This window comes from Nocardioides sp. Z43_10, from assembly GCF_059766615.1.
Window position 1 is genome coordinate 301,147 of the sequence record NZ_JCBAJY010000004.1, and the last position, 20,491, is coordinate 321,637.

Annotated in this window: 18 protein-coding genes and 1 tRNA gene; 12 read left to right on the forward strand and 7 right to left on the reverse strand. The window is 72.5% G+C overall.

Annotation, left to right across the window (positions count from 1 at the left end; translation table 11 throughout):
• Positions 1 to 35: 35 nt before the first annotated feature.
• Complete coding sequence (gene glgP / locus AC6EI4_RS09735) at positions 36 to 2,633, forward strand: alpha-glucan family phosphorylase (RefSeq protein WP_498451320.1); 2,598 nt, start codon at positions 36 to 38, stop codon at positions 2,631 to 2,633.
• Positions 2,634 to 2,652: 19 nt separating this feature from the next.
• Here the strand turns inward: glgP and glgX are convergent, their stop codons facing one another.
• A complete protein-coding gene (gene glgX, locus AC6EI4_RS09740) occupies positions 2,653 to 4,821 on the reverse strand; it encodes a glycogen debranching protein GlgX (RefSeq protein ID WP_498422525.1) in 2,169 nt (722 codons plus the stop codon).
• 118 nt (positions 4,822 to 4,939) lie between these two features.
• Between glgX and AC6EI4_RS09745 the strand changes: the two genes are divergently transcribed.
• The 4 genes from AC6EI4_RS09745 to AC6EI4_RS09760 all read left to right on the forward strand — a co-directional run bounded on the left by AC6EI4_RS09745 (position 4,940) and on the right by AC6EI4_RS09760 (position 8,140).
• Positions 4,940 to 5,719: an enoyl-CoA hydratase/isomerase family protein gene (locus AC6EI4_RS09745; RefSeq protein WP_498422526.1), complete on the forward strand. Its 780-nt coding sequence runs from the start codon at positions 4,940 to 4,942 to the stop codon at positions 5,717 to 5,719.
• A gap of 103 nt (positions 5,720 to 5,822) precedes the next feature.
• Entirely contained in the window at positions 5,823 to 6,170 is a 348-nt protein-coding gene (locus AC6EI4_RS09750) for a hypothetical protein (protein ID WP_498451321.1), read from the forward strand.
• A gap of 229 nt (positions 6,171 to 6,399) precedes the next feature.
• Positions 6,400 to 7,176 carry an electron transfer flavoprotein subunit beta/FixA family protein gene (locus AC6EI4_RS09755; protein WP_498422529.1) on the forward strand — a complete coding sequence of 259 codons (777 nt, stop codon included), beginning with the start codon at positions 6,400 to 6,402 and terminating at the stop codon, positions 7,174 to 7,176.
• Between the two features lie 10 nt (positions 7,177 to 7,186).
• Positions 7,187 to 8,140: an electron transfer flavoprotein subunit alpha/FixB family protein gene (locus tag AC6EI4_RS09760; protein ID WP_498422531.1), complete on the forward strand. Its 954-nt coding sequence runs from the start codon at positions 7,187 to 7,189 to the stop codon at positions 8,138 to 8,140.
• A gap of 66 nt (positions 8,141 to 8,206) precedes the next feature.
• On the opposite strand, the gene AC6EI4_RS09765 is transcribed toward AC6EI4_RS09760, so the two are convergent.
• Positions 8,207 to 9,733 carry a lysyl oxidase family protein gene (locus AC6EI4_RS09765; protein ID WP_498451322.1) on the reverse strand — a complete coding sequence of 509 codons (1,527 nt, stop codon included), beginning with the start codon at positions 9,731 to 9,733 and terminating at the stop codon, positions 8,207 to 8,209.
• A gap of 130 nt (positions 9,734 to 9,863) precedes the next feature.
• Between AC6EI4_RS09765 and AC6EI4_RS09770 the strand changes: the two genes are divergently transcribed.
• The 6 genes from AC6EI4_RS09770 (at position 9,864) to AC6EI4_RS09795 (ending at position 13,137) form a co-directional block, all read left to right on the forward strand.
• On the forward strand, positions 9,864 to 11,114 hold the full coding sequence (locus AC6EI4_RS09770) for a glutamate-5-semialdehyde dehydrogenase (RefSeq protein WP_498451323.1): 1,251 nt from the start codon (positions 9,864 to 9,866) through the stop codon (positions 11,112 to 11,114).
• Between the two features lie 19 nt (positions 11,115 to 11,133).
• A complete protein-coding gene (locus tag AC6EI4_RS09775; RefSeq protein ID WP_498422538.1) occupies positions 11,134 to 11,289 on the forward strand; it encodes a hypothetical protein in 156 nt (51 codons plus the stop codon).
• 2 nt (positions 11,290 to 11,291) lie between these two features.
• On the forward strand, positions 11,292 to 11,951 hold the full coding sequence (nadD, locus tag AC6EI4_RS09780) for a nicotinate-nucleotide adenylyltransferase (RefSeq protein ID WP_498422539.1): 660 nt from the start codon (positions 11,292 to 11,294) through the stop codon (positions 11,949 to 11,951).
• Positions 11,948 to 12,334 (forward strand): ribosome silencing factor, encoded by a 387-nt coding sequence (gene rsfS / locus AC6EI4_RS09785; RefSeq protein WP_498422541.1) that lies wholly within the window; start codon positions 11,948 to 11,950, stop codon positions 12,332 to 12,334. The genes nadD and rsfS overlap by 4 nt, the downstream gene beginning before the upstream one ends.
• A complete protein-coding gene (locus tag AC6EI4_RS09790) occupies positions 12,324 to 12,983 on the forward strand; it encodes a histidine phosphatase family protein (protein ID WP_498451324.1) in 660 nt (219 codons plus the stop codon). Before rsfS ends, AC6EI4_RS09790 begins: the two co-directional genes overlap by 11 nt.
• 81 nt (positions 12,984 to 13,064) lie before the next feature.
• Positions 13,065 to 13,137: transfer RNA gene (locus AC6EI4_RS09795), tRNA-Ala, on the forward strand.
• Positions 13,138 to 13,213: 76 nt separating this feature from the next.
• Here the strand turns inward: AC6EI4_RS09795 and AC6EI4_RS09800 are convergent.
• The 3 genes from AC6EI4_RS09800 to AC6EI4_RS09810 are packed head-to-tail and all read right to left on the reverse strand — an operon-like array spanning position 13,214 to position 16,397.
• Positions 13,214 to 14,854, reverse strand: coding sequence for a glycerol-3-phosphate dehydrogenase/oxidase (locus AC6EI4_RS09800; protein WP_498451325.1), 1,641 nt, complete (start codon positions 14,852 to 14,854; stop codon positions 13,214 to 13,216).
• Positions 14,851 to 15,693, reverse strand: a complete 843-nt coding sequence (locus AC6EI4_RS09805; protein WP_498451326.1) for a phosphotransferase family protein — start codon at positions 15,691 to 15,693, stop codon at positions 14,851 to 14,853. Before AC6EI4_RS09805 ends, AC6EI4_RS09800 begins: the two co-directional genes overlap by 4 nt.
• Positions 15,690 to 16,397, reverse strand: a complete 708-nt coding sequence (locus AC6EI4_RS09810) for a class II aldolase/adducin family protein (RefSeq protein WP_498422547.1) — start codon at positions 16,395 to 16,397, stop codon at positions 15,690 to 15,692. Before AC6EI4_RS09810 ends, AC6EI4_RS09805 begins: the two co-directional genes overlap by 4 nt.
• 43 nt (positions 16,398 to 16,440) lie before the next feature.
• Between AC6EI4_RS09810 and AC6EI4_RS09815 the strand changes: the two genes are divergently transcribed.
• Positions 16,441 to 17,061, forward strand: a complete 621-nt coding sequence (locus tag AC6EI4_RS09815; protein WP_498422549.1) for a TetR/AcrR family transcriptional regulator — start codon at positions 16,441 to 16,443, stop codon at positions 17,059 to 17,061.
• 73 nt (positions 17,062 to 17,134) lie between these two features.
• Here the strand turns inward: AC6EI4_RS09815 and AC6EI4_RS09820 are convergent, their stop codons facing one another.
• On the reverse strand, positions 17,135 to 18,628 hold the full coding sequence (locus AC6EI4_RS09820) for an HNH endonuclease signature motif containing protein (protein ID WP_498451327.1): 1,494 nt from the start codon (positions 18,626 to 18,628) through the stop codon (positions 17,135 to 17,137).
• A 227-nt stretch (positions 18,629 to 18,855) separates the two neighbouring features.
• Positions 18,856 to 20,358 (reverse strand): potassium/proton antiporter, encoded by a 1,503-nt coding sequence (locus AC6EI4_RS09825; protein WP_498451328.1) that lies wholly within the window; start codon positions 20,356 to 20,358, stop codon positions 18,856 to 18,858.
• Positions 20,359 to 20,491: the final 133 nt, after the last annotated feature.

The window sequence follows — 20,491 nt, forward strand, 5'->3', positions numbered from 1 at the left end:
TTGGAACGTTCCAGCGTGACCGCTACGGTCAGCATGTGCGAGCCATCAGACGATTCACCGTCCGTCCTGTCCTGCCCACCGAGCTCAGCGCCCTGAGCGATCTGGCCGCCAACCTGCGCTGGAGCTGGCACCACGACTCCCAGGAGCTCTTCCGCACGGTCGAGCCCGACCTGTGGGAGGAGGTCGGCCGTGACCCGGTGCGCCTGCTGGGCGCCCTGGACCCGGCCCGGCTCGAGGAGCTGAAGCGCGACAAGAGGTTCCGCAAGCAGCTGCGGGCCGTCGCCGAGGACCTCACCGAGTACCTCACCGCGGACCGCTGGTACCAGCGGCGCGCCGCCGAGGGGAAGACCTCTCCCGCCGCGATCGGCTACTTCTCCCCGGAGTTCGGCATCGCCTCGGTGCTGCCGCAGTACAGCGGTGGCCTGGGCATCCTCGCCGGCGACCACCTCAAGAGCGCCTCGGACCTCGGTGTGCCGATCGTCGGCGTGGGTCTGCTCTACCGGCACGGCTACTTCCGCCAGTCCCTCTCCCGCGCCGGCTGGCAGCAGGAGACCTACCCGGTCATCGACCCCGACGGTCTGCCGGTCTCGCTGCTGCGCGAGGAGGACGGGACCCCGGCCATCGTCACCCTTGGCGTGCCCGGTGCCGACCTGCACGCCCGGATCTGGGTGGCGCAGGTGGGCCGCGTCCCGCTGCTGATGCTCGACTCCGACGTCGAGGCCAACGAGCCCCGGCTGCGTGAGGTCACCGACCGCCTCTACGGCGGCACCTCCGAGCACCGCCTCCTGCAGGAGCTGCTGCTCGGCGTCGGCGGCGTCCGCGCGCTGCGCGTGTACTCGCGCATCACCGGCAGCCCCGAGCCCGAGGTCTTCCACACCAACGAGGGGCACGCCGGCTTCCTGGGCGTCGAGCGGATCCGCGAGCTCACCGTCGGCGAGGGCGGACCGGCCCTGGACTTCGAGACCGCGCTGGAGGTCTCGCGCACCGGCACGGTGTTCACCACCCACACGCCGGTGCCCGCGGGCATCGACCGGTTCCCGCGCGACCTGGTCGCGCAGTACTTCTCCGGCAACAGCCCCACGCCGGGCGTGCCGGTCGAGGAGGTGCTGGCGCTCGGCGCCGAGAACTACGACGGCGGCGACCCCGGAGTGTTCAACATGGCCGTGATGGGCCTGCGTCTGGCCCAGCGCGCCAACGGGGTGTCCCAGCTGCACGGGCACGTCTCGCGCGGCATGTTCAACGGCCTGTGGCCGGCCTTCGACGAGTCCGAGGTCCCGATCGGGTCGATCACCAACGGCGTGCACGCGCCGACCTGGTGCGCGCCCGAGGTCTTCGAGCTCTCCCGCGGTGTCGGCGTGGACCCCGACTCCGAGCTGACGCGCCTGGACCCCAGCGACGCCTTCGCCGCCGTCGACCGGGTGGCCTCCGCCGACATCTGGCGGACCAAGCGCGTGCTGCGCGAGCGGCTGGTGCTCGACGCCCGGCGCCGGGTCCGCGAGTCCTGCCTCGAGCGCGGCGCGGCCCCGGCCGAGCTGGACTGGACCGACTCCGTGCTCGACCCCGACGTGCTCACCATCGGCTTCGCGCGGCGGGTCCCGTCGTACAAGCGGCTCACGCTGATGCTGCGCGACCCCGCCCGGCTCAAGCGCCTGCTGCTCGACCCCGAGCGGCCGATCCAGCTGATCATCGCCGGCAAGGCGCACCCGGCCGACGACGGCGGCAAGAAGCTGATCCAGGAGATCGTCCGGTTCGCCGAGGACCCCGAGGTGCGGCACCGGATCGCGTTCCTGCCCAACTACGACATCGCGATGGCGCTGCCGCTGTACCCGGGCTGCGACGTGTGGCTGAACAACCCGCTGCGGCCCTACGAGGCCTGCGGCACCTCCGGGATGAAGGCGGCCCTGAACGGCGGGCTGAACCTGTCGATCCTCGACGGCTGGTGGGACGAGTGGTACGACGGCAACAACGGCTGGGCGATCCCGTCCGCCGACGTCGTCGACGACCCCGACCACCGTGACGACATCGAGGCGACGGCGCTCTACGACCTGATCGAGAACGAGGTCGCCCCGCGCTTCTACGACGTGGACCGCCAGGGCGTCCCGGCGCGCTGGATCGAGATGGTGCGCCACACGCTGAAGTCGCTCGGCCCCAAGGTGGTGGCCTCGCGGATGGTCCGCGACTACGTCGAGGCGCTCTACGCCCCGGCCGCCGCGTCGCGGCGCAACATCGTGGCCGACCCCGACGCGGCCCCCGAGCTGGCGCGCTGGAAGCACCGGGTCCGCGACGCGTGGTCGCACGTGGTCGTCGAGCACGTCGACTCCTCCGGCGTGGGCGACAGCCCGGAGCTGGGCGACGAGCTCACCGTGCGCGCCTTCGTGGCGCTCGGCGCCCTCTCGCCCGAGGACGTCGATGTGCAGTTGGTGCACGGACCGACCACCGCGGAGGACACGCTGAGTGACGCCGCGACCACCTCCCTGGAGCTGCAGGAGTCCTATGAGGGCTCCCGGTACTCCTTCGGGGGCACGGTCAGGCTCGCGCGCCCGGGCCCGTTCGGCTACACGGTGCGCGTCCTGCCGCGCCACCGGCTGCTGACCGCGCCGGCCGAGCTGGGCCTGATGACCCTGCCCGGCTGAGGCGCTGCCGGGCCCGCGCTCAGACCTGGCGCAGCACCACCGTCGAGCGCGGGCCCACCAGCAGCCACTCCCCGGCCCGCAGCGGCGTGCCCTCGGCCAGGTCGGCATCGGTGGAGAGCACCACCTCGCCCTGCTGGACCCAGTCGTTCTCGGGGAGGTGGACCTTCACCGGGCCGTCGCCGGAGTTCAGCCAGACCATGAACGACTTGTCGTGCAGCTGCTCCCCGTGCGGGCCGGGCGCGCGCAGCGGGGACCCGGAGACGAACATCCCCACCACGTGCAGCGAGTCGTCCTGCCAGTCGTCGCCGGTCATCTCCCGTCCGCTCGGGTGCAGCCAGGCCAGGTCCTTGGGGCCGCCGCGGATCGCCGGACGACCCTCGAACCAGTGCCGCTGGCGCAGCGCGGGGTGCTCTCGCCGCAGACGCAGCGCGGTCCTGGTCACCGCGTGCACGTCGAGCCAGGCGTCGTCGAGGGACCAGTCCATCCAGGAGATCTCGTTGTCCTGGCTGTAGGCGTTGTTGTTGCCGCGCTGGGTCCGACCGCGCTCGTCGCCGGCGGTCAGCATCGGCACCCCGGCCGACAGGCACAGCGTCGCCATCAGGTTGGCGGCCTGGCGTCGGCGTAGGGCGCGGATCCGGGGGTCGTCGGTCTCGCCCTCCACCCCGTGGTTCCAGGAGCGGTTGTTGTCGGTGCCGTCCCGGTTGTCCTCGCCGTTGGCCTCGTTGTGCTTGCGGTCGTAGGAGACCAGGTCGCGCACCGTGAAGCCGTCGTGGGCGGTGATGAAGTTGACCGAGGCGTACGGCGAGCGCCCGTCGTCGGCGTACAGGTCCGAGGAGCCGGCCAGCCGGGTGGCCACGCTGCGCACCCCCGCCGTGGCGCCGCGCCAGAAGTCGCGCATGGTGTCGCGGTACTTGTCGTTCCACTCCACCCACGGCGGCGGGAACTCGCCCACCCGGTAGCCCTCGGCGGAGGCGTCCCACGGCTCCGCGATCAGCTTCGTGTGCCGCAGCACCGGGTCCTGGCCGATCGTGGTCAGCAGCTGGCAGTGCATGTCCACGTCGTAACCGGTGCGGGTCAGGGCCGGGAGCAGGTCGAAGCGGAACCCGTCGACGTGCATCTCCTCGGCCCAGTAGCGCAGCGAGTCCAGGATCAGCCGCAGCACCTGGGGGTTGGAGCTGTCGACGGTGTTGCCGCACCCGGTGACGTCCCAGTAGGTGTCGTCGAAGACGGGGCCGCCGGCCGCCAGCTCCGCGAGCGTGGGCAGCACGCGCCGGTAGGTGCCGCGGTCGTCGAGGCCGCGGAAGCTGAGCGCGGGCCCCTGCGAGCCGGCCTCGGCGGTGTGGTTGTAGACCACGTCGAGGATGACCTCGAGCCCGGCGGCGTGGAAGGCCTTCACCATCTCCTTGAACTCGCGCACCTGCTCGCCGCGATCCCCCGAGGAGGAGTAGCCGTTGTGCGGCGCGAAGAACCCCAGGCTGTTGTAGCCCCAGTAGTTGTGCAGGCCGAGCCGGGACAGCCAGGGCTCGGAGAAGAACTGGTGCACCGGGAGCAGCTCGACCGCGGTCACCCCCAGGTCGAGCAGGTAGTCGATCACCGCGGGCGAGGCGAGGCCGGCGTAGGTGCCGCGGAGCTCCTCGGGCACCCGGTCGTGCAGGGCGGTCATGCCCTTGACGTGGAGCTCGTAGATCACCGTGTCGCGCCAGCGGTGCTGCAGCGGACGGTCGCCCTCCCAGTCGAACCGGTCGTCGACCACCACGCTGCGCGCGACGTACGGCGCGGAGTCGGTGGTCTCGGGCTTGGCGGGGTCGTCGAGGCGGTGGGCGTAGATGGCCGGGTGTGCGGTGAGGTCGCCGGACACGGCCCGGCCGTAGGGGTCCAGCAGCAGCTGGGCGGGGTTGAAGCGCAGGCCCTGGGCGGGGTCCCAGGGACCGTCGACGCGGAAGCCGTAGCGGGTACCGGGGGCGACTCCCGGCAGCGCGCCGTGCCAGATGCCCAGGGTGCGCTCGGTGAGCGAGACGCGCATCTCGATGTCCAGCTCGTGGAACAGGCACAGCCACACGTGGGTGGCGTCGGGGGCGTAGACGGCGAAGTTGGTCGACTCCTCCGACCAGGTGGCACCCAGCGGGTAGTGGTGTCCGGGCCAGACGCTGGACGTCTGCCCCTCGTAGGTCCACATTCCAGGAGTCATTCGCCCATTGTCCCCGATCGCCCTCCTCCGGACTCCTGACGGCGGATCGGCGGCTCGGGCACAATGCGGCGTGGGCCGGCGCAGGCGCCGGACGTCGACGAGCAGTGAGGTGTGCAGCATGGGTGAGTTCGTCCGACTCGAGGTCTCCGACCAGGTGGCGACGCTGCGGCTGGACCGGCCGAAGATGAACGCGCTCGACGCGCAGGTGCAGGAGGAGATCCGTGCCGCCGCGGCCGAGGCCACCGAGCGTGACGACATCAAGGCCGTGGTCATCTACGGCGGGGAGCGGGTGTTCGCGGCCGGGGCGGACATCAAGGAGATGGCCGACATGTCCCACACCGACATGGTCAAGCGCTCGAGTGGGCTGCAGTCGGCGTTCTCGGCCGTGGCGCAGATCCCCAAGCCGGTCGTCGCCGCGATCACCGGCTACGCGCTGGGCGGGGGATGCGAGCTCGCCCTGTGCGCCGACCTGCGCTTCGCCGCGCACGACGCGACGCTGGGGCAGCCGGAGATCCTGCTCGGCATCATCCCCGGGGCCGGCGGCACCCAGCGGCTCACCCGCCTGGTCGGCCCGAGCAAGGCCAAGGACCTGGTCCTCACCGGCCGCTTCGTGAAGGCCGACGAGGCGCTGGCCATCGGCCTGGTCGACCGCGTCTTCCCCGCCGACGAGGTGTACCGCGAGGCGCTGGCCTGGGCGCGCCAGTTCGCCGGGGCCGCGACCTACGCCGTGCGTGCCGCCAAGGAGGCCATCGACCGCGGGCTGGAGACGGACCTGGAGACCGGGCTGGCCATCGAGCGCCAGCAGTTCGCCGCCCTGTTCGCCACCGAGGACCGGACCATCGGGATGGCGTCGTTCATGGAGAAGGGGCCGGGCAAGGCCGAATTCGTGGGACGGTGACTAGCCAAGGCCCCGTCCGTCGGCTTCGATGACGGGCGAGCGAGCCCGACGGGAGGCTCGTCGAGACACGGATGAGGGATGAGCAGTGGCGCAGAAGGAAAAGGTGGACAGCGAAGCCGGCAAGAGCGGGCGGACCAAGCGGGACCTCAGCCCGAACGGCGTCCGCTCGATGCTGGCGCAGTTGGCCTGGCTGGTCTGTGTCGTGTGCGCGCTCTTCCTCGCGGTCGGCGCGCTCTGCGTCGCGCTGGGGGCCAACGAGGACAACAGTCTGGTGTCCTTCGTGCTCAGCGGCGCGGACCTCGTCGACCTCGGCATCTTCGCCCGCGAGGGCGGGGTCAAGGAGTTCACCGGCCAGAACGCCGAGACGCTGAACGCGCTGGTCAACTGGGGGATCGGCGCCGTGGCGTGGCTGGTGATCGGCAAGGTCTTCGACAAGCTGCTGCGCCCCTGAGGCCGAGGCTCACCCGCTCGCGGCGGCCGGCCGGCACCACGCGGGCCGGCGGTCGGTCGTGGGCGTGGACCGGGGTCACTCGGCGCGGGGGTCCGTGACAGTATCGCTGTGACTGACCACACGCGAGAGTCCCGTTCTCGCCCGGACGGCCAACTAGTAACCTCGCACAACACATCGAGCGCACAGGAGGGGCCGTACCGGCCACACCACCATGAACATTGTTGTCTGTGTGAAGCACGTCCCGGACGCCACTGCGGACCGGCATTTCGAGTCCGACAACACCGTCGACCGCGTGAGCGTCGACGGGCTGCTCTCCGAGCTCGACGAGTACGCCGTCGAGCAGGCCCTGCAGCTGAAGGAGAAGAACGAGGGCGCCGAGGTCACCGCGCTCTGCGTCGGCCCGGAGAAGGCCGTCGACGCGGTCCGCAAGGCCCTGCAGATGGGCGCCGACAAGGGCGTCCTGGTCTCCGACGAGGCCATCGCGGGCTCCGACTACGTCGCCACCTCGCTGGTGCTGGCCAAGGCCATCGAGAAGCTCGGCGCGGAGTCCCCGGTCGACCTGGTGGTGTGCGGCATGGCCAGCACCGACGCCTCGGGCAGCGTGGTCCCGGCGATGCTCGCCGAGCGGCTCTCCCTGCCGCAGGTCACCTTCGCCTCGGTCGTGGAGACCCAGGGCAAGGAGGTGCGCGTCAAGCGTGACGGCGACACCGCCACCGAGGTCATCGGTGCCACGATGCCGCTGGTGCTCTCGGTCACCGACCAGACCGGCGAGGCTCGCTACCCGTCCTTCAAGGGCATCATGGCGGCCAAGAAGAAGCCGCTCGAGACGCTCTCGCTAAGCGACCTCGGCGTGGAGGCCGACCAGGTCGGGCTCTCCGTGGCCTGGACCGCCGTCGAGGACACCGCGGCCCGCCCGCCGCGCACCGCCGGCGAGATCGTCACCGACGAGGACGGCTCGGGTGCCAAGGCGCTCACCGACTTCCTCGCCTCGAAGAAGTTCATCTGAGGAGCGTCGAATGTCTGAGATTCTGGTTCTGGTCGACCACGTCGACGGGACTGTCCGCAAGCCCACCTACGAGCTGCTGACGATCGCGCGCCGCCTCGGCGAGCCCTCGGCCGTCTTCATCGGCTCCGCCGACAAGGCGGCCGCCGCCGCCGACAGCCTCAAGAAGTACGGCGCGGAGAAGATCTACTCGGTCGACGACGCGCAGATCAAGGGCTACCTGGTGGCCCCCAAGGCCGAGACGCTGCAGCAGCTGGCCGAGAAGACGTCGGCCGGCGCGATCCTGATCCCCTCCTCCGCGGAGGGCAAGGAGATCGCGGGTCGGCTCGCGATCAAGCTCGACTCGGGCCTGATCACCGACGCCGTGGACGTGCAGCCCGGCCCGGTCACCACGCAGTCGGTCTTCGCCGGCAACTACACGGTGACCGCCAAGGTCACCCACGGCACGCCGATCATCACGGTCAAGCCCAACTCGGCGGCTCCCGAGGAGGCGGCCGGTGCCGGCACGGTCGAGGAGTTCGCGCCGTCGATCTCCGACGCCGCCAAGACCGCGCAGATCATCGCCTCGCAGCCGCGCAAGGCGACCGGGCGCCCCGAGCTGACCGAGGCCGCGATCGTGGTCTCCGGCGGTCGTGGCACCGGCGGCAACTTCGAGCCCGTCGAGGGGTTCGCGGACTCCCTCGGTGCAGCCGTCGGCGCCTCGCGCGCCGCGGTGGACTCGGGCTGGATGCCGCACACGTTCCAGGTGGGGCAGACCGGCAAGACGGTCTCGCCGCAGCTCTACGTGGCCAACGGCATCTCCGGTGCGATCCAGCACCGCGCCGGCATGCAGACCTCGAAGACGATCGTGGCCGTCAACAAGGACGAAGAGGCCCCGATCTTCGAGCTGGTCGACTTCGGCGTCGTGGGAGACCTGCACACGGTCCTCCCGGCCGCCACCGAGCAGGTCAACCAGCGCAAGGGCTGACCGCTCCCGCACGTCCACGACGCCGCGTCGCCCCTCAGGGGCGGCGCGGCGTCGTGCGTCGTGGGCTCAGTAGTCCTCGTCGGGTGCCGGCTCGTCGATGATGCCGACCTTGCTCACCCGCACTGTGCGCGCTCCGGGCTTGCCGCCGATCCGGATCCGGCGCAGCGCCTGGTTGTTGGCCGTGTCGGACTCCAACAGCCGGCGCATCGGGTTGCCCTCGACGGCGATGTAGTACACGCCGTTGGGCACCTTGCGCAGGTCGAAGGACTGGCCCGCGCGGAACTGCGCGTAGGTGTCGCCCGAGCCGGAGGCCAGCACCTCCCGGATCGAGAGCGAGCCCAGCTCCCCGCAGGCGCTGGACAGGTCGGTCTCGTCGGGCTGCCAGTCCGCGCCGGGCACCGTGTAGTCGACCATGTCGGTGTTGGCCAGGCAGAAGGACTGCTTGCGGGAGCGCACCGCCTCGGTGCGATCGGCGCGCAGCAGGCTGTAGCGGGCGAAGTCGAGGAAGTGCCAGTGCTGGTGGGTGCGCGCGGCGTGCCAGTGCAGCTGACCCACCTGCTGGTAGCCGGTCTGCTCGCCGTCGGCGTCGAAGAAGTACTGGTAGGCGTCCATCAGGTCCTCGCCCTCGCGGCGGAACCCGTCGACCACCAGCGGGCCGGTCCCGGCGTTCCACACCGTCGCCGAGAACTGCAGGAAGTTGCCGTTGGGCGCCACCCGGATCCCGAACGCCGGCAGCGAGCGCAGGTCGGGGGTCGCGTCGCCGGGGGCTCCCGCGGCGCGTCGTGACGGCTCCTGGGCGGCCGGCGTGGCCCGAGGGCTCGCCGACGGCGTGGGCCGGGCGTCCTGGCGGTGCGGGTGGTCCTCACCGTGTCGGCGGGCGCGGCGCACGACCAGGGGGAAGGTGCGTTGCGACTGGGCCGCGCTCAGGCCCAGCGGGCCGGCGTACGCGGCACCGAGCGTGGCGGTGACCCGGTAGCGCCCGGGTCGCAGCGGCATCCGGCGCTCGGACTCGGCCAGCGGCGAGGCCCAGCCCGCCTGCACGCCCTGCACCGAGCCCAGGCTGTAGGTGCTGCCCCCGCAGTACTGCGGGTAGGGGGAGCGGGCGGGCGCGTCCGGGCGGACCCGCTCGGTGCTCCAGCTGTTCAGGCAGCCGCCGCGCCGCGCCTGGTGCACCACCTTGCCGGCGCGGTTGCGCACGACCACGCGCAGCATGCCGGGAAGGTTGGAGCCGAACGCGCTGAGCCGGACCCCGGGCAGCGGGACCGGGCCGTCGGGCGATTGCCAGTGGGTGAGGATGGGCTGGGAGTACGACGCACGCGTCGAGCGCAGCTCGAAGGGCACGTCGCCGGCCACCAGTCGGACCCCGAGGTTCACCCAGGCCCGCTTGCCGGAGGACTCGGCGACCACCCTGGGCGGAGCCCACAGGGTGACCGGAGGGGTGGCCGCCCGGGCGGCGGCAGCCAGGCCCGAGGAGCTGGGCGCGGGGGTGGGCGCGGGGGTGGGCGAGGCGGACGCACCGCCCGTGCCGGTGCCCGCGAGGGTGGAGGCGACGATCGTCGCGGTGGCGAGGATCGTGAGGAGTGGACGGCGCACGGCGGTTCCCTTCGACGAGGTGTGCTGCTCCTCACTGTGACGCGCCAGGCGGCGTTCCGGTTGCCCGCCGCGCGGGGAGTGGGGCGAGACGGCCTCGGAGCCGGGCACGCCGAGGGATTACCCTCCAGGCATGTCGAGTGAGCAGGACGTCATCGAGGCGGCCCGGCGGGCCCGCGAGGCCTCCCACGGTCTGGCCGTCGCCACCCGGGCACAGAAGGACCGCGCGCTCCACGCGATGGCCGCGGCGCTGCTCGAGCACGCCGCGCCGATCCTCCAGGCCAACGCCGAGGACGTCGCGCGGGCCGAGGAGGAGGGGACGCCGGCCAACATCGTCGACCGGCTCCGGCTCACCGAGGAGCGCCTGGCGGCGATGGCGCAGGGCCTGCGCGACGTCGCCGCGCTGCCCGACCCGGTGGGGGAGGTCGTCCGCGGCGCCACGCTGGCCAACGGTCTCGAGCTGCGCCAGGTCCGGGTCCCGTTCGGGGTGGTCGGCATCATCTACGAGGCCCGCCCCAACGTGACCGCCGACGCCGCCGGCATCTGCGTGAAGTCCGGCAACGCGGTGCTGCTGCGCGGCAGCTCCAGCGCCCGCTCCAGCAACGCCGCCATCGTGGCGGTGCTGCGCGACGCCGCCGCGTCCGAGGGGCTCGACCCGGACGCCGTCCAGCTGGTCCCCGGGCACACCCGGGACAGCGTCAAGACGCTGATGCGCGCCCGCGGCCTGGTCGACGTGCTCATCCCGCGCGGGGGAGCCGGGCTGATCCGCAGCGTGGTCGAGGAGTCGACGGTGCCGGTGATCGAGACCGGCGTCGGCAACTGCCACGTCTACGTGGACCGGGCCGCGGACCTGGAGAAGGCGCTGGCCATCGTGGTCAACTCCAAGACCCAGCGCACCAGCGTCTGCAACGCCGCCGAGTCGCTGCTGGTGCACGCCGACATCGCCGACGAGTTCCTGCCGACGGTCATCGAGACCCTGCACGCGCACGGCGTGGTGATCCACGGGGACGACCGCTTCGCCGAGTACGACGACGTGGTGCCCGCCACCGACGAGGACTACGCCGAGGAGTACCTCTCCCTCGACATCGCCGCGGCCGTGGTCGACGACCTGGAGGAGGCAGTGGCCCACATCCGGCGCTACTCCAGCCAGCACAGCGAGGCCATCGTCACCGAGGACCAGAGCGCCGCCCGCCGCTTCGTCGCGGCCGTCGACGCGGCCGCGGTCCTGGTCAACGCGTCCACCCGCTTCACCGACGGCGGCGAGTTCGGCTTCGGGGCGGAGATCGGGATCAGCACCCAGAAGCTGCACGCGCGCGGCCCGATGGGACTCAGCGAGATGACCTCCACCAAGTACGTCGTGACCGGCGACGGACACGTGCGCTGAGACCGGTAGGCTGTGGCGTATGACGTTGAGTGACCTGACCCTTCTCGCCGCCGAGTCCAGCGAGCACGGGGACCCCGCGATCAATCCCTACCTGGTCGGCCTGATCACGTTCGCGATCCTGATGTCGATGCTGATCGGCCTGCTCGCCTTCGGCGCGGGGCGCGAGCACAGCTGAGCGTGTCAGCCGCGGGGGCCTCGGGGCCGGCGCGCCGCAGGGTCGGCGTGATGGGCGGCACCTTCGACCCGATCCACCACGGGCACCTCGTCGCCGCCTCGGAGGTGCAGGCGTGGTTCGGCCTCGACGAGGTCGTCTTCGTCCCGACCGGGGATCCCTGGCAGAAGTCGCACCGGCAGGTCTCCCCGGCCGAGCACCGCTACCTGATGACGGTCATCGCGACCGCCGCCAACCCGCGGTTCACGGTGTCCCGCGTCGACATCGACCGGCAGGGGCGCACGTACACGATCGACACGCTGCGCGACCTGCACGCGCAGCTTCCCGACGTCGAGCTCTACTTCATCACCGGTGTCGACGCGCTGGCTGAGATCTTCACCTGGCGCGACGCCGCCGAGCTCTTCGAGCTCGCCAACTTCGTGGGCTGTACCCGTCCCGGCTACGCGATGGACCAGCACACGCTCGACACGATCCCGCAGGATCGCGTCACGATGGTGGAGATCCCGGCACTGGCGATCTCCTCGACCGACTGCCGCGAGCGCAAGCAGCGCGGCGAGCCGGTCTGGTACCTCGTCCCGGACGGTGTCGTCCAGTACATCGCCAAGCACGACCTCTATCCCGGGCCGGATTCGGTTCCCGGGACGGTTCAAGGAGTAGCACCATGACCGCCACCGACCATGCCCTCGAGCTCGTCCGCGCGGCGGCCCTCGCCGCCGCCGACAAGCAGGCTGCCAAGATCGTCGCCTTCGACGTCAGCGAGCAGCTCACCATCACCGACGCCTTCCTGATCGCCTCGGCCACCAACGACCGCCAGGTCAAGGCGGTCGTCGACGCGGTCGAGGACAAGCTCCGCGACCTCGGCGCCAAGCCGATCCGGCGCGAGGGCGAGCGCGACGGACGCTGGGTGCTCATCGACTACGGCGACGTGGTCGTCCACGTCCAGCACGAGGAGGAGCGCGAGTTCTACGCCCTCGAGCGGCTCTGGCGCGACTGCCCGGAGATCGAGCTGCCGGCCGACCCGGCCCGGCCCGCCACGCATGAGGCCTGAGCAGGTCGCTTCCATCGACCCGGCCCGCCCCGGGCGCCGGCTGGTGCTGGTGCGCCACGGCCAGACCGCCTGGAACGCCGAGGGCCGGGTCCAGGGCCAGACCGACGTCGAGCTCGACGACATCGGCCACGCCCAGGCCGCCGCGGCGGCGCCGTACCTGGCGTCGCTGCGTCCGGACGTGCTCTGGTCCTCCGACCTCGCCCGCGCCCGCCAGACCGCCGCCTACGTGGCCAAGGAGGCCGGCCTGGAGCCGGTGCTCGACGCCCGCCTGCGCGAGTTCGACTTCGGTGAGCGCGAGGCGATGACCCAGGTCGACTACGCCGCGCAGCACCCGCAGGAGCACGCCGCCTTCCGCACGGGGCGCTACGAGGTCGCCCCCGGCGCCGAGCGGCCCGGCGAGGTGGCGGCGCGGATGCGCGCGGCCCTGGACGACCTGGTGGCCGGTCTCGCGCCCGGCGCGACGGCGATGGCGGTGAGCCACGGAGCCGCGACGCGGGTGACCGTGGTGTCGCTGCTGGGGCTCGGCGTGGAGAGCGCGGGGGTGCTCAGCCCGGTGGTGAACTGCGCGGCCGTGCTCCTCGAGGAGGCCGGGTACGGCGAGCGGTGGCGGCTCGCGGGGTACAACCTGGGTGCCGGTGGCGCGCTGTGAGGGACCCCGATTTCACACCGGTGGGGGACGCCCGCTAGTGTTCTCTCGTTGCCCGGGCGGTGTGAGCCGGCCGAGAGCAATGGGGCTGTGGCGCAGCTGGTAGCGCACCTCCATGGCATGGAGGGGGTCAGGGGTTCGAATCCCCTCAGCTCCACAACGCAGAAGGCCGGTCCTCACGGACCGGCCTTCTGGCTTTCCCGGCCCTTTCAGCGCTGCTGAGGGCCGGCGGCTCAGCTCGGCAGCGCCAGCGCGCGCCGTACGTCCTCGAGCTCGGCGGCCTGCCGCTCGTCGTCCCAGCCGAGCTCGCGTGCGGCGACCGCGGCGATGCTGGCCAGCGTCTCCTCGGGCACCTGCCCCAGCGTGCCCAGGCCGGTGCGGCGCAGCATCACGTCGCGCAGGGTCCGCGCCATCTCCCAGCGCGTCGCCACCACGACCTGCGCCAGCAGCTCTCCGTCGGCGTCGAGGCGGCGGGCGAGGGCGGGGTCCTCGCGTGCCAGCTCGAGCACCGCGCGGTGCTCGGTGCCGTGGTGCTGGACCAGGTAGCGCACGGTCTCCGGGGCGAAGTCGGGGCTGTCGGCGATGCTGGCCGCGAGGTACCGCGCGAACGGGCCGGTGTCGCAGCCGTGCAGCGGGGTGCGCGCCGTACGGCTGCGGGCGGCCGGGCGGCCGACCTTGCGCTGCACGGCGCGCAGGGTCTTCTGCGCGAAGTGCCGGCTGGTGGTGTACTTGCCGCCGCTGGTGCTGATCAGCCCCTCGACGCCGTCCCGGGCGTGGTCGACGTACTCCGAGGAGCGCGAGGCGTTGTAGGTGTCCTCGCCGGACGTCTCGCTCAGCGGTCGCAGCCCGCCGTAGGCGAACAGGACGTCGTCGATGCCGAGCTGCACGGGCAGCATCGAGGACCCGTTGATCACGTCCAGGAACTCCGTCACGCTCTCGCGGGTCAGGCGCCACTCGTCGACCGGGCCGGTGTAGGGCTTCTCGGTGGGCCCGATCAGGCTGTGCCCGCGCCACGGGGCGCAGGAGAAGTGCCCGTGCGGCGTGACGTGCAGCGTCATCACGTCGGTGAGCTGGCGGGTGAGCAGGTAGATCCCCTCCGAGCGGACCTGCGGGCGCGGACCGGCGGTCTGCTGTGTCTGCGGCGTGCCGGCCAGGACGTCGTGGCCCCACGGTCCGGTCGCGTTGACGACGACGCCGGCCTGGATCTCGTGCTCGGTGCCGGTGAGCAGATCCTCGACGACGGCACCGAGCACCTGGGAGCCCGTCCCGCGAGCCCGGGTGAGCAGTCGCGCGGCCCGGGTGTGGTTGGCGATCAGGGCGCCGTTCGCGGCGGCGGAGCGCACGAACGCGAGCGTGAGCCGCTCGGGGCTGATCATCATGCAGTCGTGGTACAGCAGCGGCGTGCGACCGCTGTCCACCCGGGCGGCGCGCGCCTCCTCGCGGGTCATCCGCCGGTGGCGCGGGATCCGCTTGTCGGGATCGCGCACCCGGTTGCGGTCGAAGGAGAGCGCGTCGTAGGCGGTGAGCCCGGCGTGCTCGACGAGACCGGCGTCGGGCAGCACGATCGGGTAGGGGTGGACCAGGTTGGGCGCGATGTCGCTGAGGATGCGGCGCTCGCGCAGTGACTCGCGCACCAGCCGTACCTCCAGGTGCTTGAGGTAGCGCAGCCCGCCGTGGACGAGCTTTCCGGTCGCCGCCGAGGTGGCGGCCCCGAAGTCGTCGCGCTCCACCAGGGCCACCGAGTAGCCGCGGCTGGCCGCCTCGTAGGCGATCGCGGCGCCGGTGATCCCGCCGCCGAGGACGAGCACGTCGACGTGGGTCTGCTCGCCGGGAGCGAGGCGCTCGACGAACCGGTCCAGCAGCAGCGGGGTCATCGTGCGCCACCGTTCAGCTGCTCGCGGATCTCGCGGCGCAGCCGCTCCCGCTCACTGGCGATGTCCAGCTCCCCGAGGCGCATCACCAGCACCGGGAGGCGCCAACGGTCGATCTCGGCGCGGTCCATGCCGGTCAGCCGCAGGTACTGCGAGAGCCAGGAGGCGCACAGGGTGCGGCGGAAGACGTTGAACACCAGCTTCTTGAGCGCCGGGGTCCCGGGCCACAGCTCGGCGTCGCGCAGCAGGAAGACGGTGGCCGCCACGTCGGCGGCCGGGTCGCCGCGCCGCGCCGTGGGCCAGTCGATGACCTCGTGCCCGGCCTCACCGTGGGTGAAGACGTTCTCGGAGTGGAAGTCCATGTGCAGCACGCTGGAGCCGTCGGGCAGCGCCCGGATCCGACGTACGGCGGATGCCCGCTCGTCGTCGGCGAGGAACGCCAGCGGCGGCGTGTCGAGGGTGGCGACCACGCTCTCGCGCAGGTCGGGGAACACCTCGCTGTGCTGGGCGTGCAGGCGGGCCTGGAGCCGGGCGAGCACGCCGGCCGAGCGGGGCAGGCGCAGGGGGTTGCGCTCCATCACCCGGGTCAGCGACTCGCCGACGACCCGGTCCAGGACCAGGCCGGTGAGCTCCCCCACGCGGACCTGGCCGTGGCAGCGGACGGCGGTCAGGCCGAGGCGGTGCGCCTCGGCGCTGTACGCCTCCTCGCGGTCGATCTCCGCGGCGGGGTAGCCGGCGTGGAAGAGCTTCACGACGCGGTCGGTGCCCCAGGCGTGCACCTCGGCGCTACGCCCGGTCGCCAGGTGGGCGCCGAGCTCCGGGGGGAGGGCGGTGTCGCTCATGGCTGCGCCACCCGCCGGGTCGCGCCGTACCCGGTCCGCATCGCCTCCGCGACGACGGCCCGCTGCTGGTCCTCGGTCAGAGCGCGCGGGTCACCGACGGCCTTGGCCCGCCAGTACAGGCCGCAGCACCACTCCAGGAGCAGGGCGTTCTCGACGGCGCTGGTCAGGTCGGCGCCCAGCGCCACGGAACCGTGGTTGGCCATCAGTGCGGCCTGCTTGCCGGCCAGCGCGGTGTCCACCGACGCGGCGAGGTCCGCGGACCCGAAGACGTCGAACGGCGCCACGCGGACCGCGCCACCGAGGGCCAGCTGCTGGTAGTGCACGCAGGGGAGCTCGTCGAGCACCAGCGACAGGGTGGTGGCCATCGGGGAGTGGGTGTGCACGACGGCGCACGCGTCGGGGCGGCGCAGCAGCATCAGGTGCAGGCCGAGCTCGGAGGTGGGGGCGAGGTCGCCCTGGACCAGCTCGCCGTCGAGGGTGACCACGCTGACCTGGTCGGCGGTGACGTCCGCGAGCACCGCCCCGGTGGCGGTCACCGCCACCAGGTCTCCGATCCGGGCGCTGACGTTGCCGGCGGTCCCGATCAGGAGCCCTTCGGCGGCGAGGCGACGAGCGGCGGCGGCGACGGCGTCGCGGGTGGAGGCGATGTCCTGCGGGTGGTCGGCTCCGGGGCCCATGCTGGTGGTGGGGCGTGTAGTGGTCACTTTGATAGCGTAACCAATATTGAGTTTGGTTTGGGGGTTACGAGTGTCGGCTCGAGATGACGACCTGGCAGGGGTCCCACTCGCGCGCACCCCGCTCCAGGCACGCTCGCGGGCGAAGGTGCTGCGCGCGTTGGCGGCGGCCGAGGCGCTGCTGGAGAGCGCGGGGCCGGACTCGTTGACCTTGACCTCCGTGGCGCGCGAGGCGGGTCTCACGGTGGGTGCGCTCTACCCGTACCTGCCGGACCGGGATGCGATCGTGCGGGCCCTGACGTCGCGCTACCACGCCCGTCTGGAGGCGCTGATGGCCGCGATCACGGCCGAGAGCGTGCCTGCGGTGGGTGATCCCGTCAGCCAGGTGCTCGATGCACTCGCGGGCCTCTACCGCGACCAGGCCGGGATCCGGTCGCTGCGCGCGGCCTGCGTCGAGCCCTCGGACGAGGCGCGGGACCACAAGGCACGGATGGCCCGGCACACGCACGCCGTCCTGGTGGCGCGGGGGATCCTCCCTGACGACGAGACGTCGGTGGCCGTGGCGCGCACGATGTTCCTCGCCGCCGACGCCGTGATGCACGAGGCGTTCCGGGGTGAGCGCGCCGGTGACCAGGTGCTGCTGGAGCAGCTCAAGGAGATGCTGCGCGGGTACCTGCGCCAGGTGGCGGGCTGACGGCAGGTGTTGACGGCACTGGGCTGAGGCCGCTGGGCCGATGGCATCGTGCTGACGGCACCCGAGGAGGGCGCTATTCGCGGCGGGGCCGGTGGCGGGTCCAGTCGGGAGGCGCCGGGGCCGGGCAGTCGTGGCCGTCGTGGTGCTGGCGGTGCTCGTGGTGAGGTCGTCTGCGGGGCGGGGGTGGCTGGAACTCGGGTAGTCGGTCGTGGGGGTTGAGCCGGACCTGCCAGGGGCTGTGGTGCAGCGTGCGGTGGTGGTGGCCACAGACCAGCACCAGGTTGTCCAGTGACGTGGCGCCGCCGTCGGCCCAGTGGGTGAGGTGGTGGGCGTGGCACATCACCGGGGGTCGGGTGCAGGCCGGGAACGCACAGTGCCGGTCGCGAACGACGAGCGCGCGCCACAGTGCCGGGGTGACCAGACGATGGGCGCGGCCCACGTCGAGTTGTTCACCTGGTCCGCCGAGGGCGACGGGGATCAGGTCGGCGTCGCAGGCCAGTCGCCGGGCGGTGGCCGCGGACAGGGTGAGGCCCTCATCGGTGACCCCCAGCCCGGCGGCCAGGTCGTCGGGCAACGCGGTACCGAGCAGTGACCAGTCGATGCCACCCTCCGAAGCGGCGAAGTTGCCCTCAGCAGTGTTGGGCGCCTTGCAGTCCAGGTGACGGGTCAGGGCCGTGTAGTCGATAGTGACCGTGACCCGCGGCCGAGCGCCATGCGACTCCGGTGCCTGATCGGTGTCCAGCGCGTGCTGCGCGGTCTGGATCAGCGCATCCCACAACCGCGCCCCATGATCACGGGGATCCAGCACCTCCCCGCCACACCCCTCGTCGGGATCCTCGCTCAACGCGGGTTGAGGCTTGGTCAACGGCAACAGCGCCGCCTTGAGGACCGCGGCGTCCTCGACCGACCCCCGCCCCTTGAGGCGGACCCCGCCGGCGCCGTCGTCGACCAGGGACAGGTACCGGTCCAGGTGTGCGGCCCGTTCGGCGCGGTCCAGCGCCTTCTCCAGATCCCGTTCGGTGCGTTCGGGGTCGACGACGTGAACCAGGTGCCGCGCGGCCTTGGTCAGCTCCGAGGCGTCCAGGCGCTCGGCCTCACCCAGCAACAGCGCCTCAGCCTCAGCGCGCAGGCGGGGGTTGCGGGGCAGCTGCTCGACCGCATCCACGATCACCCCGGCCTGCTCGGGCGAGACCCGGCCCGCGCGCAACGCCGCCAATGTCGCCTGCCGGTCGCTGCACAGCAACCCGGCGTGATCGACCGCCCGTTCTCCCTGCGCACGGCGCAGACCACCCACATGGGTGAACCAGTCCCCGGTCGAGGCCCAGGCCCGTTCGGTCTTGGCTGCGGCGCGGGCGTGGACCTCGGTCAGCAGCACTGCCTCCACCGCGGCCAGGTGCGCCCGCAGCCCTTCCAGCGCGCCGACCCCGTTCATCAGCTCCTCGGAGGTCCGGCTGGCCCACAGCACCGAGTCCAACCCCGCTAGGGCCTCCTCGGCCCGGGAGACCACCGCGACCGCACCACCAGCGGCACCGTCGCCGGTGCCGTCGGGGTCGAGTGTGATCTCCATGACACTCACTCAAGCAGGGACCACCGACACTCCGGCCCCCACAGAGGCGCCCTGGTCCCAATCTGTGGACAACCACCCAGAAAAGTTCTGTGGGCCTCGGCCAGGGTGGCGACGCCCCGTCTGTCGCACCCGGCGCCCGCTCCGCACGCCCCCGACACCCGGCGCCTCAGACCCCACGCGCGCCACGCCGCATCCACCCGCCACCCCGCATCCACCCGGCCCCCACCTCAGGCGACGACCTCCTCGGGGCTTCCACGCTCCCCGAGCCAGAAGGCGAGCCGCCCCTGACGCCCCACCGCCCGCAACCGTCGTTCGGTCAGCTCGCGCACGTCGTCGGAGGCGACCAGCAGTAGGTGGTCGCCGCTGCGCAGCGTGGTGTGCGTGTCGGGCACGAAGATCTCGCCGTCGCGGTGCACCAGCGCGAGGGCGGCGTTCCCGGGCAGCCGCAGCTCGTGGATGTGCACCCCCGCCAGCCGCGAGCCGGGCGGCACCCGCAGTTGCAGCAGGCTGGCGCCCATCTCCTCCAGCGGCGCGGACTCGACCTCGAGCTCCTGGGTGCCGGACGTCACCGCCACCCCGGTACGCCGCGCGAGCCACGGCAGCACGGGCGCCTGCAGCAGCGTGAAGACGACCACGAGGAGGAAGACGACGTCGAAGATCCGGGCGGCGTCCGGGATGCCCTGGGTGATCGGGATCGTCGCCAGCACGATCGGCACGGCACCACGCAGTCCCGCCCACGACATGAACGCCTGCTCCCGCCAGGGGATGCGCCACCAGGACGCGCAGGCGGCGACCGACAGCGGGCGGGCCACGAAGGTGAGGGCGAGCCCGACCAGGGCCGCGGCGGGCAGCGCGTCGAGCAGGCGCCCGGGGCTGGCCAGCAGGCCGAGCAGCACGAACAGGCCGATCTGGGCCAGCCAGGCCAGGCCCTCGCTGAAGCCGGCCGTGGCCCGGCGGTGCGGCAGGGGAGCGTTGCCGAGCCAGAGCCCCGCCACGTAGATCGCCATCAGCGCGCTGGCCTGGAGGGCGCCGGCGGAGGCGAACGCGAGGAACATGATCGCGATCGTGGCGAGCGGGTAGAGCCCGGCCGACGGCAGCGCGCTGCGCGAGAGCAGCCACTGGCCGAGCCGGGCCACGGCCAGCCCGATCAGGATGCCCCCGACGAGCTGGTAGACCACCTGTCCGCCGATCGTCCAGGGGTCGGCCGCCTCCCAGGCGTCGCTGGTGACCACCGTGACCAGGATGATCACCGGCGGGTCGTTGAACCCGGACTCCGCCTCGAGCGTGGCCCGGACGCGGGACCGGATCGGCAGGCGCCGCATCACCGAGAAGACGGCGGCCGCGTCGGTGGAGCCCACCACCGCCCCGAGCAGGATCGCGGTGCGGGCGTCCACGCCGAGCAGCCAGTGGGCCAGCCCGGCCGTGACCGCGACGCTGATCGCGACGCCGACCGTGGCGAGCAATCCGGCCAGCCCGACCACGGGCCGCACCACCGACCACCGGGTGGTGAAGCCCCCCTCACCCAGGATCACCGCGAGCGCCAGGGTGCCGAGCAGCATGGTGAGGTCGGCGTCCTCGAACTGCAGCCCCAGCCCGGCCTCACCGATCGCCAGACCGAGGGCGAGGTAGAGCAGCAGGCTGGGCAGCCCGGCGCGTACGGAGACCCGCACCGCGGCCACCCCGGCGAGCAGGACGAGCGTGCCGCCGAGGATCGCCAGGTAGAGGCTCACCGAGGCGGCTCGAGGGGGAGTGCGCTGGTCGAGGGCATGGCTCGATCCTTCTCGCTCGTCGCCTGCGGCCCTATGGGGACCGCTCCCCACTTCCCGCGGGCGACCACCCGCACCGGTCGCGGGCCCGCGCGGC

Excerpts from the sequence above, each read along its gene's own strand:
- glgX (WP_498422525.1), bottom strand. The coding sequence starts at position 4,821 with ATGACTCCTGGAATGTGGACCTACGAGGGGCAGACGTCCAGCGTCTGG.
- AC6EI4_RS09745 (WP_498422526.1), top strand. The coding sequence starts at position 4,940 with ATGGGTGAGTTCGTCCGACTCGAGGTCTCCGACCAGGTGGCGACGCTG.
- AC6EI4_RS09760 (WP_498422531.1), top strand. The coding sequence starts at position 7,187 with ATGTCTGAGATTCTGGTTCTGGTCGACCACGTCGACGGGACTGTCCGC.
- AC6EI4_RS09770 (WP_498451323.1), top strand. The coding sequence starts at position 9,864 with ATGTCGAGTGAGCAGGACGTCATCGAGGCGGCCCGGCGGGCCCGCGAG.
- AC6EI4_RS09775 (WP_498422538.1), top strand. The coding sequence starts at position 11,134 with ATGACGTTGAGTGACCTGACCCTTCTCGCCGCCGAGTCCAGCGAGCAC.
- rsfS (WP_498422541.1), top strand. The coding sequence starts at position 11,948 with ATGACCGCCACCGACCATGCCCTCGAGCTCGTCCGCGCGGCGGCCCTC.
- AC6EI4_RS09790 (WP_498451324.1), top strand. The coding sequence starts at position 12,324 with ATGAGGCCTGAGCAGGTCGCTTCCATCGACCCGGCCCGCCCCGGGCGC.
- AC6EI4_RS09800 (WP_498451325.1), bottom strand. The coding sequence starts at position 14,854 with ATGACCCCGCTGCTGCTGGACCGGTTCGTCGAGCGCCTCGCTCCCGGC.
- AC6EI4_RS09805 (WP_498451326.1), bottom strand. The coding sequence starts at position 15,693 with ATGAGCGACACCGCCCTCCCCCCGGAGCTCGGCGCCCACCTGGCGACC.
- AC6EI4_RS09820 (WP_498451327.1), bottom strand. The coding sequence starts at position 18,628 with ATGGAGATCACACTCGACCCCGACGGCACCGGCGACGGTGCCGCTGGT.